This is a genomic window from Cupriavidus sp. 8B (assembly GCF_054589115.1).
The window spans coordinates 1-17,242 of the sequence record NZ_BAAILO010000326.1 but is presented as its reverse complement, the minus strand read 5'-3'; the positions used below and the strand labels follow the sequence as shown (position 1 = coordinate 17,242).

The 17,242-nt window shown below is 63.1% G+C and carries 13 protein-coding genes and 1 pseudogene; 13 read left to right on the top strand and 1 reads right to left on the bottom strand.

Going from position 1 to position 17,242, the window contains the following annotated elements; genetic code table 11:
- The 8 genes from frc to ACYP5B_RS32840 all read left to right on the top strand — a co-directional run.
- On the top strand, positions 1–943 hold a 943-nt coding region (gene frc / locus ACYP5B_RS32875), incomplete at its 5' end, for a formyl-CoA transferase (protein WP_459572413.1).
- Positions 944–1,070: 127 nt separating this feature from the next.
- A complete protein-coding gene (locus ACYP5B_RS32870) occupies positions 1,071–1,502 on the top strand; it encodes a PAS domain-containing protein (RefSeq protein ID WP_318238038.1) in 432 nt (143 codons plus the stop codon).
- An 85-nt stretch (positions 1,503–1,587) separates the two neighbouring features.
- Entirely contained in the window at positions 1,588–2,868 is a 1,281-nt protein-coding gene (gene oxlT / locus ACYP5B_RS32865; protein WP_459572412.1) for an oxalate/formate MFS antiporter, read from the top strand.
- Positions 2,869–3,255: 387 nt separating this feature from the next.
- Positions 3,256–4,359 carry an efflux RND transporter periplasmic adaptor subunit gene (locus ACYP5B_RS32860; RefSeq protein ID WP_400094143.1) on the top strand — a complete coding sequence of 368 codons (1,104 nt, stop codon included), beginning with the start codon at positions 3,256–3,258 and terminating at the stop codon, positions 4,357–4,359.
- Positions 4,360–4,373: 14 nt separating this feature from the next.
- A complete protein-coding gene (locus ACYP5B_RS32855) occupies positions 4,374–7,520 on the top strand; it encodes an efflux RND transporter permease subunit (protein ID WP_459572411.1) in 3,147 nt (1,048 codons plus the stop codon).
- An 18-nt stretch (positions 7,521–7,538) separates the two neighbouring features.
- Positions 7,539–9,035 carry an efflux transporter outer membrane subunit gene (locus ACYP5B_RS32850; protein ID WP_459572410.1) on the top strand — a complete coding sequence of 499 codons (1,497 nt, stop codon included), beginning with the start codon at positions 7,539–7,541 and terminating at the stop codon, positions 9,033–9,035.
- 213 nt (positions 9,036–9,248) lie between these two features.
- The gene (locus ACYP5B_RS32845) at positions 9,249–9,929 is read left to right on the top strand and encodes a response regulator transcription factor (RefSeq protein ID WP_318238041.1); all 681 of its coding nucleotides are present in this window, start codon (positions 9,249–9,251) and stop codon (positions 9,927–9,929) included.
- On the top strand, positions 9,922–11,283 hold the full coding sequence (locus ACYP5B_RS32840; RefSeq protein ID WP_459572409.1) for a sensor histidine kinase: 1,362 nt from the start codon (positions 9,922–9,924) through the stop codon (positions 11,281–11,283). Before ACYP5B_RS32845 ends, ACYP5B_RS32840 begins: the two co-directional genes overlap by 8 nt.
- Positions 11,284–11,381: 98 nt before the next feature.
- Here ACYP5B_RS32840 and ACYP5B_RS32835 read toward each other — a convergent pair whose 3' ends face one another.
- A complete protein-coding gene (locus tag ACYP5B_RS32835) occupies positions 11,382–12,287 on the bottom strand; it encodes a LysR family transcriptional regulator (RefSeq protein WP_459572408.1) in 906 nt (301 codons plus the stop codon).
- Between the two features lie 224 nt (positions 12,288–12,511).
- On the opposite strand from ACYP5B_RS32835, the gene ACYP5B_RS32830 reads away from it, so the two are divergent.
- From ACYP5B_RS32830 to ACYP5B_RS32810, 5 genes and pseudogenes are all read left to right on the top strand, one after another.
- Complete coding sequence (locus ACYP5B_RS32830; protein ID WP_459572407.1) at positions 12,512–13,378, top strand: VOC family protein; 867 nt, start codon at positions 12,512–12,514, stop codon at positions 13,376–13,378.
- A complete protein-coding gene (locus ACYP5B_RS32825; protein WP_459572406.1) occupies positions 13,375–14,097 on the top strand; it encodes a class II aldolase/adducin family protein in 723 nt (240 codons plus the stop codon). Before ACYP5B_RS32830 ends, ACYP5B_RS32825 begins: the two co-directional genes overlap by 4 nt.
- Positions 14,098–14,163: 66 nt before the next feature.
- Positions 14,164–15,525: an MFS transporter gene (locus ACYP5B_RS32820; protein WP_459572405.1), complete on the top strand. Its 1,362-nt coding sequence runs from the start codon at positions 14,164–14,166 to the stop codon at positions 15,523–15,525.
- Positions 15,526–15,572: 47 nt separating this feature from the next.
- Positions 15,573–17,027: a 2-hydroxymuconic semialdehyde dehydrogenase gene (locus ACYP5B_RS32815; RefSeq protein ID WP_459572404.1), complete on the top strand. Its 1,455-nt coding sequence runs from the start codon at positions 15,573–15,575 to the stop codon at positions 17,025–17,027.
- An 8-nt stretch (positions 17,028–17,035) separates the two neighbouring features.
- A pseudogene (locus tag ACYP5B_RS32810) lies at positions 17,036–17,242 on the top strand (2-oxopent-4-enoate hydratase); the annotation flags it as partial.

Below are 17,242 nucleotides of genomic sequence, written 5' to 3'. Positions count from 1 at the left end.
CCGGATGGGTTTCTCCTGGGAGCGCCTCAAGGAACTCAACCCGAAGCTGATCGTGGCTTCGGTCAAGGGCTTCAGCGACGGGCACCACTACGACGACTTGAAGGTCTATGAGAATGTCGCGCAGTGCGCCGGCGGCGCGGCTTCCACCACCGGCTTCTGGGACGGTCCGCCGACCATCAGCGCCGCGGCGCTGGGCGACAGCAATACCGGCATGCACCTGGCGATCGGCATCCTGACCGCCCTGATAGGGCGCGATAAAACCGGCAACGGCCAGAAAGTGGCGGTTTCGATGCAGGACAGTGTGCTGAACCTGTGCCGCGTCAAATTGCGCGACCAGCAGCGCCTGGACAGGCTAGGCTACCTGGAGGAATATCCACAGTATCCGCACGGCACATTCAGCGATGTGGTGCCGCGTGGCGGCAATGCCGGCGGCGGCGGGCAGCCGGGCTGGGTGCTGAAGTGCAAGGGCTGGGAAACCGATCCGAACGCTTACATCTACTTCACCATCCAGGGTCACGCATGGGCGCCGATTTGCAAGGCGCTGGGCAAGCCCGAATGGATCGAGGACCCGGCCTACAGCACGGCCCAGGCGCGCCAGCCGCATATCTTCGAGATCTTCAAGACCATCGAAGACTGGCTGGCCGACAAGACCAAGTTCGAAGCGGTGGATATTCTGCGCAAGTTCGATATTCCGTGCGCACCGGTGCTGACCATGAAAGAACTCGCTAACGACCCGTCGCTGCGCGCGAGCGGCAGCATCACGGAAGTCCCCCACAAGGAGCGCGGCACCTATCTCACGGTAGGCAGCCCGATCAAATTCTCCGACCTGAAGCCAGAGATCACCGCCTCGCCGTTGCTGGGCGAGCACACCGAAGACGTGCTGGCCAGCCTCGGCTATAGCAAGGCGCAAATCGCGCGCTTGCGCGAGGCCCAGGCTGTCTGATGATGGCAAACATAGCGGCCGCGCATCCGTTGCTCCGGCTTTGCTGCTGACAGGTACGGCGTCCCGTTCGGGCGCTGTACCTGGTCGGAAAACTTGATCAGCATCTCTTTCAAATTCGGGTAGGTCTATGCAAACAGCCATCGATTTCAAGCAACTGGTCGCCGCAGTCGGCGATGCCATCGTCGTCTCGGACGCCAGCGGGACCATCACCTTATGGAATCCTGCCGCCGAGCGCATGTTTGGCTTCACGCAAAGCGAAGCGATCGGGCAGTCGCTGGACTTGATTATTCCGCAACGCTTGCGCGGGCGTCATTGGGACGGATATCACAAGACCATGGCAAGCGGGCAAACGCGCTACGGGAACGACGTGCTGCGGGTTCCGGCGGCGCATAAGGATGGGCGGGCCTTATCGATCGCCTTCACGGTAGCCCTGCTGCATTCCCCCCAACAAGCTGTGACCGGGATCGTGGCCGTGATCCGCGATGAAACCAGTCGCTTTAGCGAGGAGCGCAACTTGCGCAAACGCCTGGCGGAACTGGAGGCCTCCTCCAGCGCATGACCGGCGCGCATGCGCCAGCTGCGAACCAGCCGGCCCGCTATCCGTGCCGCAGAGCGCGAGCAACGTGCCACCCAGGAGACAAGACATGGAACACTGCGACCCAGGCCCTGTCGTGATTCACGGCGGCTTGCTGCACAACCGTTGGTTCCAGCTTTCCATCGGTGTGGTGTGCATGGGACTGGTGGCGAACCTGCAGTACGGTTGGACGCTGTTCGTCGCGCCCATTGATGCCAAACATCACTGGGGGGCATCTGCTATCCAGGTGGCCTTCTCCATCTTCATCGTGACCGAGACCTGGCTGGTGCCGCTGGAGGGCTGGCTGGTCGACAAGCTGGGCCCGCGCCCCGTGGTGGCGGGCGGCGCGCTTTGCGTCGGATTGGCCTGGGTGATCAACGCTTATGCCGCCAGCCTGCCCCAGTTGTACTTCGCGGCCGTGGTGGCCGGCATCGGTGCCGGGGGCGTCTACGGCACCTGCGTGGGCAATGCGCTCAAATGGTTTCCCGACAAGCGGGGCCTCGCCGCAGGCCTTACCGCGGCGGGCTTCGGTACGGGCTCGGCGCTGACGGTGATTCCGATTGCCAATATGATCCAGCGCGCTGGCTACGAGCAGGCCTTCCTCACCTTCGGCATCCTGCAGGGCGCGAGCATCTTGCTGATGGCGATGCTGCTGGTGAAGCCGCGCCCGCCCAGGGGTGCAGTCGCGGCCAAGGCTGTGCTGAGCAACCCGGTCGAGTTCTCGCCCCGGCAAATGATGAAGACGCGGGTGTTCTGGACCATCTACGTGTCCTTCGTCGCGGTGGCGGCCGGCGGCATCATGGCGGCCGCGCAGCTGGGGCCCATTGCCACGGACTACGGCTTCGCCTCGATGCCGGTGACCATGATGGGCTTCACGCTGCCCCTGCTGACCATGACGCTGTCGATCGACAATCTGTGCAATGGCTTCACGCGCCCGCTGTGCGGCTTCATTTCCGACCGCATCGGCCGCGAGAACACGATGCTCTTCATCTTCATTGGCGAGGGCCTTGCGCTGTTGGGCCTGATGCGGTTCGGCCACAATCCCTACGGGTTCATGGGTTTCGCGGCGCTGACCTTTCTCTTCTGGGGCGAGATCTTCTCGATCTTCCCGGCCCTGTGCGCGGACACCTTCGGCAGCAAGTTCGCGGCCGCCAATGCTGGCACGCTCTATACGGCCAAGGGCACCGCGGCGATCCTGGTGCCGCTGGCTTCGGTCATGGCGGCGCGGGGCGACTGGGACGCGGTGTTCACAGCGGCGGCGCTGGTCACCATTGCAGCCGGCCTGGCCGCCAAGTTCGTGCTGGCGCCGATGCGAAGGCGTTTCATCACGGGGCATCCCAGGCCTGCCTGACCCGGCCCGAGCGCATGCCGGGATCGTGTTTGGCGGGCGGTCACCGCCAGACCTCCGCGCGCCACCAAACCGCTGTCCCGCGCGAGAGATGTCCGCTCGCGCCCACGCAAGACTACCTCGCTTCCTCCTTCTCACATTAAAAACAGTTAACAAACCGCCAATCCCGCCTTAACTCGCGATCAAGCAAAGTACCCCTGCCGCTCTTCACAACCTTGCGGGCTGCCCCTGGAGTACAACATGATCACGAGAGCTAACATTGCCGGCGTTCTTGCAAGCAGGACCCATCCGCGCTGTGCCTGTTTCGCTGCCACGCTGGCAGTCCTGGCGCTCGCGGGCTGCGGTCCCGCAAAGCACGCGAGTTCAACGCCACCACCTCCGGAAGTCACGGTGGTCACGGTCAAGCGGAGCAGCGTTCCGGTCGCCGTGGAACTCCCTGGCCGCACCTCCGCATACCTCATTGCCCAGGTCCGCGCCCGCGTTGACGGCATCGTGCAAAAGCGTAGCTTTCAGGAGGGCGCTGACGTCAAGGCGAACCAGCCGCTGTACCAGATCGATCCGGCACCGTATCGCGCGGCATTGAGTAGCGCGGAGGCGACGCTGCAAAAAGCGCAAGCGAACCTCGCCATGACGACTGCACAGGCGGATCGTTACAAAGTCCTGATTGCAGGCAACGCCATCAGCAAACAGGCCTACGACAACGCGGTCGCTGCCCAGAGGCAGGCGGCCGCCGATGTGGCCGCCGGGAAGGCGGCAGTTGCGATCGCACAGCTCAACCTGGGCTACACCGACGTCGTATCGCCGATTGCCGGTCGCAGCGGCATTTCGCAGGTCACCCAGGGCGCCTATGTGCAGGGAAGCGCGGCAACGCTGCTGACCACCGTGCAGCAGATCGATCCGATCTATGTGGACCTTAACCAGGCGAGCGTCGAAGGGTTGCAGCTTCGCCGCGACGTGGCCAGTGGGCAAGTCAAGCTCAACGGGCTGGACCAGGCCAAGGTGACGCTCACCCTGGAGGACGGAACGCAGTACCCGCTCAAGGGCACGCTCCAGTTCAGCGGCATTACCGTCGATCCGGCCACCGGCTCGGTGACAGTCCGCGCGATCTTCCCGAATCCGAAAAATGTCCTGCTACCGGGCATGTTCGTGCGCGCCCGGCTCGAGCAGGGCGTGAATGATCACGCGCTGCTCGTCCCGGTCCCGGGCGTTGGCCACGACCCGCAGGGGCAAGCAACCACCCTTGTCGTCGGTCCTGACAACAAGGTCGCGCAACGCACGATTCAGACGCAGAACACGCTGGGCGACAAGTGGGTCGTCACCGGCGGCCTGAACGAGGGCGAACGGATCATCGTGGCCGGTGGCCGCAACGTACAGCCCGGGATGCTGGTGCATGCGGTCGATGCGCCAAGCCAAGGCACGCAGGCCACGGCAAGCGCGGACGCGGGCGGCATTCCCGCGACACCGAAAGTGCCTGCGCTGGCGCAGGCAAAATAAAGGCGGGCTTCGCAATGGCAAAATTCTTCATCGACCGGCCGATCTTCGCGATCGTCCTCTCCATCCTCATCATGCTGGCGGGAGGATTGGCCCTTCAATCGCTGCCGATCGAGCAGTTTCCGCCGGTTGCGCCGCCATCGGTCCAGATCGCCACCACGTACCCGGGTGCTTCGGCGACGACGGTGCAGAACACCGTGGTCCAGGTGATCGAGCAGCAAATGAGCGGGATCGATAACCTGCTTTACATGTCATCGACCAGCGACGATACCGGCCAGTCCACCACGACGCTCACGTTCGCCAGCGGGACCGACCCTAACATCGCGCAGGTGCAGGTGCAGAACAAGCTGCAACTGGCCGTGCCGTTGCTGCCGGCTCAGGTTCAGCAGTCGGGTGTCCGCGTTACCAAGTCCACAAACGCGTTCCTGATGGTGATCGGCTTTGTGTCGGCCGACAACAGCATGAACAAGTTCGATATCGCCAACTATGTCGTCTCCAACGTTCAGGATCCGATCAGCCGAATCAACGGCGTCGGTAACATGAACGTCTTTGGCACGCAGTACGCGATGCGGATCTGGCTCGATCCGAACAAGCTCAATAGCTACGCGCTCACCCCGATCGACGTCAACACGGCGCTGCAAAGCCAGAACGTGCAGATCTCCGCCGGCCAGCTCGGCGGCACACCGGCCGTGCAGAATCAGCAGCTGAGCGCAACGATTACCGAATCAACGCTGCTGCGCACGACCGAGGATTTCGGCAACGTCTTGCTCAAGGTGCTGCCGGGCGGTTCGCAGGTACGGTTGCGTGACGTCGCACGCATCAATCTGGGTGCGGAGAGTTTTAATGTCGACAACAAGTACAGCGGCCAGGCGGCCTCCGGCATTGGTATCCAGTTGGCACCCGGAGGGAACGCGCTGGTCACGGCCAGCGCGATTCGAGCACGCATCAAGGAGCTGGAGCCGTATTTCCCTCACGGGCTGAAGGTCGTCTACCCGAACGATGTCACGCCTTTCGTCAAGGTCTCCATCGATGACGTGGTCAAGACCCTGCTGGAAGGCATCGTCCTGGTTTTCCTGGTGATGTACCTGTTCCTGCAGAATTTCCGCGCCACGCTGATCCCCTCGATCACCGTACCGGTGGTCTTGCTGGGAACGTTCGGCGTGATGTCGGCCCTGGGCTTCACGATCAATACGCTCTCGATGTTCGGCCTGGTGCTGGCAATCGGCCTGTTGGTGGACGATGCCATCGTGGTGGTCGAGAACGTCGAGCGCGTGATGCACGAGGAGGGACTGTCGCCGCTTGAGGCAACCCGCAAGGCGATGGGACAGATCAGCAGCGCGCTGATCGGCGTGGCGCTGGTGCTGTGCGCGGTGTTTGTGCCGGTCGCGTTCTCCAGCGGCACGGTCGGCGGGATCTACCGCCAGTTCTCGCTCACGATCGTTGCGTCGATGCTCCTGTCGGTGTTCGTCGCGCTCTCGCTCACGCCCGCTTTGTGCGCCATGCTTCTGAAGCCGCCGCGCGAGGACCACGGCGAGAAAAAGGGATTCTTCGGGTGGTTCAACCGCACTTTCGACAAGGGGCGTGACAAGTACGTGCATGGTGTACGTCACGTTGCCTTGCGGTCCGGGCGCTGGTTGCTGATCTACGCGGCGGTGGTGGGTGCCGTGGGCGTGATGTTTGTCCGGCTGCCCACGTCGTTCCTGCCGAATGAGGATCAAGGCTTCATGTTCGTCCAGGTCCAGACACCGCCGGGCGCCACGCAGGCGCGCACCGGTGCGGTACTCGATGAGGTCAGCAACTACCTGCTGAAAGACGAAGCGGCCATGGTCGACGCCACCTTCATGGTAAATGGCTTCAACAACGCCGGGCGCGGCCAGAGCCAGGGTCAGTTGTTCGTACGCTTCAAGGACTGGAGCCAACGGACCAGTCCCGACCTGTCCGCCAATGCACTCTCCGATCGCATCATCAAGCGTTACGCCTCGAACAAGGATGCCATCATCTTTCCCGTGAGCCCGCCGCCGATCCGTGGCTTGGGCGTTGCAGCCGGTTTTGACTTCGAGCTCGAGGATCGCGGCGGCCTCGGCCATGACGCGCTGGCCAAGGCCCGGGACCAGCTCCTTGCTCTGGCAAAGCAGGACCCGGATCTCGCCCAGGTGCTCTTTAACGGGCAACAAGACAATCCGACGTTCAAGATCAACATCGATCGCGAGAAAGCCGCCGCCCTCGGCGTCAACATAAGCGACGTCGATCAGACCTTGTCGACGGCCTGGGGCTCACGCTATGTCAACAACTTTCTCGATACCGATGGCCGCATCAAGAAGGTGTATGTGCAAGCCGACGCGCCTTTTCGCATGAACCCGGGCGACACGAATCTGCTCTATGTGCGCAACAGCGGCGGGACCATGGTGCCATTCTCCACTTTCTCCTCGTCCGGATGGACATACGGTCCGCCAATTCTGCAGCGCTACAACGGCGTGGAAGCCATGGAGATTCAGGGCCAGGCAGCGCCGGGCAAAAGCTCCGGGCAGGCAATGCTCGCCATGGAGCGTCTGGCGAAGCAACTGCCCCCGGGTATCGGCTTCGAGTGGACTGGCACCTCGTTGCAGCAGCAGCAGTCGAGCTCGCAGGCGCCGCTTCTGTACGGGTTGTCGATACTGGTGGTGTTCCTGAGCCTGGCCGCCTTGTATGAAAGCTGGTCGGTTCCCGTGTCGGTCATCCTGGTGGTGCCGTTTGGCATCCTGGGCGCGCTCGGTGCTACTTCATTGATGGGCTTGTCCAACGACGTGTACTTCCAGGTTGGCCTGCTCACCACGATCGGCCTGTCGGCAAAGAACGCGATTCTGGTCGTCGAATTTGCACGTGAGCGTCACGCCCAGGGCCTCACGGCGCTCCAGGCGGCCATAGAAGCGGCGCATATGCGGATGAGGCCGATCGTGATGACCTCCATGGCCTTCGTGCTGGGCGTGCTGCCGCTTGCGCTGGCACACGGCGCAGGATCGGCCAGCCAGAACGCGATCGGCACCGGCGTGATAGGCGGGATGTTGACCGCTACGTTTGTGGCGACGTTCATGATCCCGATGTTCTATGTCGTGATCAGCAACAAGCTTGGCAGAAAGAAGCAACCGTCCGAGTCGGCAGCGCCGTTGACAGCCGCAACCGACTGAGCACAGGAGGACATTGAAATGAAGCTATACAGATGCGCTGCCGGTGCCTTGATCGTGACCCTTGCAGCCGGCTGCTCGCTGCAGCCGGTGTACAACCGGCCGGCAGCGCCGGTGTCAACGACGTTTCCCGTGGGCGAGGCCTACAAGAATCCTGCAGTCGGGGCGGGCGGCACGACGCTGCCGGCCGCGGAGATTGGCTGGCGCAACGTCCTTCCCGATCCTCGCCTGCAGCGGCTGGTCGAACTGGCACTAACGAACAACCGGGACCTGCGCGTCGCAGTGCTGAACGTCAGGAAAGTCCAGGCGCAATACCGCATCCAGCGCGCGGCGCTGTATCCACAGCTGAACGCCAACGCGAGCGGCTCGTCCAGGAGCACGTCGAAGGGCGGTTCCTCGGGCAGTGCGAATGCCTCGCCCAACTATTCCGTGGGTCTATCGGCCTCGTGGGAGATCGACTTCTTCGGCCGCCTTCAGAGCCTGTCCGATGCTGCGCTCCAACAGTACCTGGCGAGTGCGCATGCGCGCCAGGCCGCGGAGATCCTGCTGGTGTCGCAGGTCGCCGACCAGTACCTCACCACGCTTGCGTTTGATGAGCAACTCGCGGTAACGCAAAACACCTTGAAGACGGCGCAGGCGGCATACACCATCGTGAAGCTGCAGTACGACACAGGCACCGCGTCGGAACTGGACCTGCGCCTGTCGCAGACCACCGTGGAACAGGCTCAGGCCAATTACGCCGCCCAGATCCGGCTGCGCGCGCAGGCCGAGAACGCGCTCGTATTGCTGGTCGGCCAGCCGTTGCCGCTCGACCTGCCGCCTCCCGCCAAGCTGGGCGCCGCGCCGATCCTGGCCGACATTCCTGCCGGGCTGCCTTCGGATCTGCTGCAACGCCGCCCGGATATCCTGGAGGCCGAAGCCGTGCTGCGCTCGGAAAACGCGAACATCGGCGCCGCGCGCGCGGCCTTCTTTCCGCGCATCTCGTTGACAGGCGCCTTTGGCACGGCCAGCTCGACCCTTGGCGGCTTGTTCGCGGCCGGCACCAGTGCGTGGTCCTTCGTGCCGTCACTGGTCATGCCGATCTTCACCGCGGGCGCGAACCAGGCCAACCTGGATGTGGCCAAGGTCGAGAAGGACATCGGCATCGCGCAATACGAGAAGGCCGTCCAGACCGCTTTCCGCGAGGTTTCCGATGGGCTGGCGGCGCGCGGAACCTACGACGACCAGCTGGCGGCGCAACAGCGCTACACCGATGCCCAGCAGCGCCGGCTGGAGCTGGCGAACATGCTCTACGCGAGCGGGACCGACAGCTACCTGAGCGTGCTCACCGCGCAGACCGACTTGTACAACGCGCAGCAGGCACTAGTTACGACCCGCCTGAACCGCCTGACCAGTCTTGTCGACCTTTACCGCTCGCTCGGTGGCGGTTGGATCCAGCGCACCGGCGACGAACCGCGGCCGGCTGATCCCGCGACGGCCAGCGCAACGGCGCGCTCAATGCCTCCCGCCGTTCTATGAATGGACCATCATGCAGCGGATGCGCAGCGCCGCGTGGTCCGCGATGTATGAAAGTGGTACCTTATCCCCACAACGGCCCAGCCACGATCTGCAGTCAGAGCATCGCGTGCTGGCAACGGAATGAAGCTGCGGCTAATATTTCACCAGACAGCCCTGGATACCAGATGCCCCGCTAGAGAGATCTCTCTCAATCAAAACCGAAGCCGATCTATCATGAAACTATTGATTGTCGAGGACAATGAGCGCGTCGCCCAATATCTGAAGAAGGGCTTGCGTGAAGCGGGACATACTGCGGATCATGCCGACAACGGGCGCGACGGCATGTTCCTCGCTGCGAGCGAGCCTTACGATGCGATCATCATGGATCGCATGCTGCCGGGCGGCATCGACGGCCTTGGGATCATCGAGGCGTTGCGCAGGACCGGAAACAAGGTACCGATCCTGATCCTCAGCGCCCTTTCCGATGTCGACGATCGCATTCGCGGCCTCAAGAGCGGCGGTGACGATTATCTCGTCAAGCCATTTGCCTTCGGCGAGCTTCTGGCACGCCTCGACGCGCTCCTGCGGCGTTCACAGGACGGTCGCGCAGAGACCACTCTGACGCTCGACGACCTGTCCATGGATCTGCTGTCCCATAAGGTAACGCGCGCCGGCAAGACCGTCGCGCTGCAACCGCGCGAATTCAAGCTGCTCGAGTACCTGATGCGCCATGCCAACCAGGTGGTGACGCGGACCATGCTGCTGGAGAACGTGTGGGACTATCACTTCGACCCACAGACCAATGTCGTGGACGTCCACGTCAGCAAACTGCGGCAGAAGCTCGATGCCGGCAGCGCTCGGCAATTGCTGCGGACCATTCGCAATGCCGGCTACATGCTAACGGCCGATGACTAAGCTTCTGCGCTTTTCCGCGCTAAACGTAGCGCTCGGCTATGTCGCGGTGAGCCTGGTTGTGCTCGCCCTGTTCGCCACACCGCTCTGGTATGCCTGGAGCAACACGATCGAGCAAAGTCGAACCGAGGTGCTTCAGGCCGAAGCGCAAAGCATGATGAACCTCTTTGCCAAGCAGGGCGCCGATGCGCTTGCCGCAGCAATCGAGACGCGAGTGGGCGGGCAACTCGAGGACGTGGAGAACACGATCATTCTGCTCACCGATCCGACATGGTCGAGGCGTGCCGGCAACCTGCCTGCATGGCCGCGCGAGGTTCCCGAATCAACAGGGACGCACGTAGCGTCAATTGACGTTGGGGGCCGAGTGGTAAGAGCCGTGCTGTTGAACAATGCGCTTCCCGGCGGCTATCACCTTTTGCTGGGGCGAGACGTCAGCCGGTTTGAAAAGCTCGAATCATTGTTCCTGTATGGCCTGGCGGGCGCTGCCAGCATCGTCTTGCTGCTTGGCGTGGCAGGGGGGGCGCTGGTTCGTCGCACCATACTTTCCAAGGTACACGACATCAACCAGACGGCTTCCGCCATCATGCAAGGAAATCTCGCACACAGGTTGCCGGCTTATGGCGGTGAAAACGAGCTCAACACGCTCGTGGAGACGGAAAATCGCATGCTCGACCACATCGAGCACCTGGTCGAGGGCATCCGAAACGTGTCGAATGCGATCGCGCATGACCTGCGCACGCCTTTGGCGGAATTGCGTTACCGCCTGGAGGAGCTGTCGGTGACCCGGCCCCGTCCGGAGCAAACCTTCGCCGAGATCGATAGCGCAATCGCCGACGTGGACCGCGTTATTGGTATCTTCAACGCCCTGCTGCGCCTGGCGGAGATCGACTCCGGCATGCGCCGGTCCGGCTTCATTGAAGTCGATGCATCAACGGTGGCAGGCGAAGCCGCCGAATTCTACCAACCCGTCGCAGAACTGAAAGGGGTCGCGCTTTCTTTCGCGTCGCCCGGGCCGCTCGCGCTGGCCGGCGATCCACTGCTGCTTGCACAGGCGGTCGGGAACCTGATCGACAACGCGCTTAAGTATGCCCAGAAGAATGGAACGATCACGGTCGAGGCGTCGCGCCGCCCGGACGGGGCGGTGGTGATCGCCGTGTCGGACGACGGGCCTGGCATCCCCGACGAAGAGAAGCCCAAAGTCCTGGAGCGCTTCTACCGCGGCGACGCAAGTCGCAGTACGCCGGGTGTGGGATTGGGGCTCAGTCTCGTGGCCGCAGTCGCCAAGCAGCACGGAGGCGTGCTTGAATTGACCGACAACCACCCTGGATTGAGGGCGACGCTAATCCTGTTTTCGTAGGGGTGCTGTCACCGCTCCCGAGATTCGTTGAAGTTTGAACCGCATACCCCATGTGGAATCTGGTGTTGGCCGCCACATCCAGGACAGCCCCAATTTGCTCAGTCGACATCGGTGGCGAAAACCTCTGTGACCACGGAGCGCAGCCATTTCGATTTGGGATCCTTGGCAAAGCGCCGGTGCCAGTACACTTTTAGATCGTAACGCGGAATTTCAACTGGAGGCGTTACGATACGCACCCTTTGGGAGTCGGCAAACACATTGGCGACCGTACGCGGCAGCACGACCACCAGGTCGGATTCGGCGATGATGGTGGGAATGCTCATATAGTGCGCGGTATGCAACACGATGCTGCGCTGGATGCCTCGCTTGGCGAGAGCCTCTTCAAACATCTCCTGGGTGCGGCTTCCATCCTTGACGAATGCATGTTCCGCAGCCTGGAACTGCGCCAAGGTCATGCGCGGTCCTTTGATCCGATGCCCCGTGCGCACCATGCAGACAAGGTCGTGCGAAAACAGGCGGCGCTGGAAGTATTCGGCCTTGCGTAGATCCGGGAAATAGCCCAGCGCCAGATCGACCTCGCCGGCCCGCAAGGCTTCTTCCAACTGGGCGGGAGCGAGGCTGACGCCACGAATGCGCGCCGATGGGGCCGTAGCGCGGATGTGTTGCACCAGCTTTGGCAGAAACACGATCTCTCCGATCGCGCTCAGGCAAAAGACGAATTCATCGTTGCACACCCGCGGATCAAAATCCGGCGCCCGCAGGATATCGTGATCGATGGCGTCCAGAACTTCCCTTGCCTTGCCCGCCAGGCTTTGTGCGCGGGGCGTAGGCGACATGCCATCAGCCTGCCGGATAAACAGGGCATCTCCCAATGACTCGCGCAACCGGGAGAGGGCGGCGCTGGCCGCCGGCTGGCTCATCTTCAAGCGCTTGGCCGCTGCCGTCACACTGCCGGTGTCGTAGATCGCTAGCAAGACCCGCAGCAAATTCAGATCGAGTCGCATTGATATTTGAGAAGCAAATAATCTGAATTATAACAATTTGCTTTGTCTATGCATTCGGCGCGGCTACATTTGCACAAAACCAGCCGACAGGACGATGCATCAGCGTCAACGCCTGCGGGGGCAGGAGACAAACGCAGCCAGGCCGGTTCACCCTGCGACCGGGGAAGCGCGTGCCCGATTACTCCTGCTTCGCGATCTGCCGGCGGCGATCAACAGGAGACCCAATGATCCATCTTTCCGATATTCGTTATGTGCGTCTTGGGACGCGCGACCTGCAGAGTTGCGAACAGTACGCTACGCAAGTGCTGGGCCTGGAAGTCGCGCATCGCGAGAATGGGGCCATCTACTTCCGCTCGGATAGCCGTGACCACACGCTGTGCTATTTCGAGGGCGATCCCCAAGACCACACTGCGGCCTTCGAGGTGGCGTCTCCCATCGAGCTTTCCGCGGCCGCCGATGTGCTCGATCGCAACGACATGCGTGTCGTCACCGGCTCGAAAGAGCAGTGCGAACTACGCCGCGTTGGCGCCTTCATCAACTTTCGTGATCCGTCAGGCAACAGCATCGACCTCGTTGTCGCCCCCGACCACAGCGGTCGCCGTTATTTTCCATCGCGCGATGCCGGCATCACCGGCTTTAGCCACATCGGCTTGCGCTCGACCAGTCCAGCGCGCGACGAAACCTTCTGGACGGGGCTCTGCAATGCCAAGGTAAGTGACTGGATCGGCGAGGCGCCGTTGCTGCGGATCGACGAGATCCACCACAAGATCGCGCTGTTCCCTTCCGCTTACGCCGGCGTCCAGCATATCAATCACCAGGTGGAGAGTATCGACGACCTGATGCGGTCTTACTACCTGTTGCGCGAACGGGGCGTGCGCATCCTGTTCGGGCCGGGGCGGCATCCCACGTCGGGCGCCATGTTCCTCTATTTCGAAGGCCCGGACGGCATGATCTACGAGTACTCGACCGGCGTCAGGACCATCTCGTTGGAAGACGAGAAGACCTACCGCCCTCGCCATTTCCCCAACGGTACTTCGTCATCCTTCTGCATGTGGGGTGCCAAGCCGGACATCGCCGAGTTTCGCTCATGAGCACGACCTCCACTCTCCCACACACTGGTGCCATCGATGCGCAACAACGCCTCCTGGGTGTGGCCGCGCGGGCGATCGGCCGGGCTCATCTCGCCCATGCCTATGGACATTGCAGTGTGCGCCTCAGCCCAAGCGCGTTTCTGGTTTGTGCGGCCAAGCCGATGGGGCTGATCGGGGCAAGCGACACCGGCACGGTGGTGAATGTCCACGAGGCGCTTCCTGAAGGCGTGCTGGGCGAAGTTCGCATTCATCAGGAGATCTACCGGCGGCATCCGCACATTGGCGGCGTCGTGCGTAGCATGCCGCCAGCCGTGATGGCGTTGTCGGCGGCACGCTTGACACCGCGTTGCCTGCACGGCATCGGCACCTACTTTTCGGCTGGGGTGCCGCTGTGGGACGACCCGCAGCTGGTCCGCACGCCTGAGCAGGCTGCAGCGGTAGCCGAAACCCTGGGCATGGCCAGCGCGGTGGTGATGCGGGGCAACGGCGCCGTGGTTGCCGGCGGCTCGCTGGAGGATGCGGTGGTACTGACTTGGTACCTGGAGGATGCGGCACGCATGGATCTCGCGTTGCGCGGTGCCGGGTTGAGCGACCGTGCCGCTGTCATCCCGCAGGCGGACGCCGAATTGCGGGCCACCCGCGTTGGCCGGATCTTCGAACGGATGTGGGAATACCTGACGGCCGGCGATTCGGAAAGCATGGCGATGGTATCGGCCTAGCGTTCACCAGACGATTGGGTTTCCGACAAACAGATGAGGCAGCACGATCTGCCCATGGAGTGAGACATGAAGGAAGACAAGATAGTCGATATCGAATACATAGTGGACCAAAGCCGTTTGTCTCGATTCCAGATCGCGGTGCTGGCCTTGTGCGGGTTGATCGTCGCGATCGATGGATTCGACACGGCCGCGATCGGCTATATCGCTCCGGCGTTGCGGCACGAATGGGGCCTGGCCGTTTCGGCCATGGCGCCGGCGTTCAGTGCTGGCCTGCTCGGCCTGCTGGTAGGCGCCTTGTTGATCGGGCCACTGGCGGACAGGATTGGCCGCAAGCGGGTGATGTTGCTCTGCGTTGCGATCTTCGGCCTTGGCACTGTGGTGTCAGCCGCATCGACCTCCCTGGAGATGCTGATTGCCCTGCGTTTCCTGACGGGGCTGGGATTGGGCGGCGCCATGCCGACGTCAATCGCGTTGACATCCGAATACGCGCCCAAGCGGCACCGGATGTTCCTCGTCACGCTCAGCTTTTGCGGCTTCACGGGGGGCTTTGCCCTTGGTGGCGAGCTTGCCGCGCAGCTTATCGTGGCCCATGGGTGGCGCAGTGTACTGGTGCTGGGCGGCGCCATGCCACTGCTGTTGCTGCCGTTCCTCGCGGTTGCCTTGCCAGAGTCGGTGCGCTATCTGGCGGGACGACCCGCGCACCAGGGGCAGTTGCATCGATTTGTGGAAAGAATCTGTGGCGACGCGCGCTGGCGCAATCACACTATCGTCGCCACCCATGATGTGGCCGTGGCGAAAGCGTCCGTGCGCCAACTGCTGGCCGCCGGGCTGCTGCAGCGTACGGTGTTGCTCTGGGTGGCCTACTTCTGCTCGCTGTTCGTGTTCTATCTCCTTTCCAGCTGGCTGCCCACCATCATGCGCGAGGCCGGCCATCCCATCAGCGCTGCGGCGCGGATTGCGGCCATGGCGCCGCTGGGCGGCACCATTGGTGCCCTGGTACTGGCGCGGTTGATGGACCGGCTCAACCCATATTACGTACTAGCGGCATCGTATCTGGGTTCCAGCCTTGCCCTGGGTGCGATCGGATTGACGATTGACACGCCAGGCTGGTTGGCAGTCGCAGTGTTCTGCGCCGGTTTCGGCGTGGTCGGGGGGCAGACCGGCATGAACGCGCTGGCCGCAACGCTGTACCCGACGCAAATACGCGCTACCGGTGTCAGTTGGGCACTGGCCATGGGGCGCATCGGGTCCATCGTCGGTGCCATCAGTGGCGGCATGTTGATGACGCTGTTCGCCGATACACGGACGCTGTTCCAGCTTATCGCGTTCCCTCCCGTGCTCGGGGCGATTGCCCTGGCCTGCTTGTCCGCGGCACAGAGACGACAGACCGCGGCAGCCGCTGTGCTGCTCGGGTCCGACGCGCCCTAGGCAGGACGGGACCATTCCTTTTCAAAATCAGTCATCGAGGCAATTGCATGAAACAATTCCGCAACTTCATCAACGGCGAATGGGTGGCCACCAATCGCCAGTTCGACGACCGCAACCCGGTCGACAACAGCCTGATCGGGCATGTCCACGAGGCCGGGCAGGCCGAGGTCGATGCCGCCGTGGCCGCGGCAAAGCATGCGCTCAAGGGTCCCTGGGGCAAGATGACCGTGGCGCAACGCGTCGAGCTGCTGCATGCGGTGGCAGACGGCATCAACCGGCGCTTCGACGACTTCCTGCAAGCCGAGATCGCCGACACCGGCAAACCGCACTCCCTCGCCAGCCACATCGACATCCCGCGCGGCGCGGCCAACTTCAAGGTGTTCGCCGACCTGATCAAGAACGTGCCCACCGAGAGCTTCGCCATGGCCACGCCGGACGGCGGCGAGGCCATCAACTACGCGGTGCGCTCGCCGCGCGGCGTGATCGGCGTGGTGTGCCCGTGGAACCTGCCGCTGCTGCTGATGACCTGGAAGGTCGGCCCGGCGCTGGCCTGTGGCAACACGGTGGTGGTCAAGCCGTCCGAGGAAACGCCGGCTACCGCCACGCTGCTTGGCGAGGTAATGAACGAGGCCGGCGTGCCGCCGGGTGTCTATAACGTGGTCCACGGTTTCGGGCCGGAATCCGCCGGCGCCTTCCTGACCGCGCATCCGGATGTGAACGGCATCACCTTCACTGGCGAGACCCGTACCGGGGAGGCCATCATGAAGGCCGCCGCCAATGGCGTGCGCCCGGTCTCGTTCGAGCTGGGCGGCAAGAACGCCGGCATCGTCTTCGCCGATGCGGATTTCGACAAGGCCGTGGCCGGCATCACCCGCTCGGCCTTCGAGAACAGCGGGCAGGTGTGCCTGGGCACCGAGCGCGTCTATGTGCAGCGGCCGATCTTCGAGCGCTTCGTCGCGGCGCTCAAGGCAAAGGCCGAGGGCTTGCGCGTGGGCCGGCCGGGTGACGAGGGCGTGAACATGGGCCCGCTGGTGTCGCTGGAGCATCGCGCCAAAGTGCTCTCCTACTACAAGAAGGCGGCAGACGCTGGCGCCACCGTGGTCACCGGCGGCGGCGTGCCCGACATGCCCGGCGCCCTGGCCGAAGGCGCCTGGGTGCAGCCCACCATCTGGACCGGTCTGCCCGAAGATTCGGCTGTGATCCGCGAGGAGATCTTCGGCCCCTGCTGCCATATCGCGCCGTTCGATACCGAGGAAGAGGTGATCCGGCTTGCCAACGACACGCCTTACGGGCTGGCCGCCACCGTGTGGACGTCCGACCTCGGCACCGCCCACCGCATGGGTAGCGCCCTGGATGTCGGCATCTGCTGGATCAACGCCTGGTTCCTGCGCGACCTGCGCACCGCCTTTGGCGGCGCCAAGCAATCCGGCATCGGCCGCGAGGGCGGGGTGCATTCGCTGGAGTTCTATACCGAACTGCGCAATGTGTGCGTGAAACTGTGAGGCAGGCCATGAAACCCGAACAAATCGTTGATATTGGTGCCAGCCTGCACCGCGCGCTGTCCGACCGCCAGGCCGTCGCGCCGCTCACCGAGCGCTATCCCGAGTTGTCCATCGACGACGCCTACCGCATCCAGCTGGCCATGGTGCAGCACCGCCTGGATGCGGGCGAGCGCGTGATCGGCAAGAAGATCGGCGTGACCAGCCGGGTGGTGATG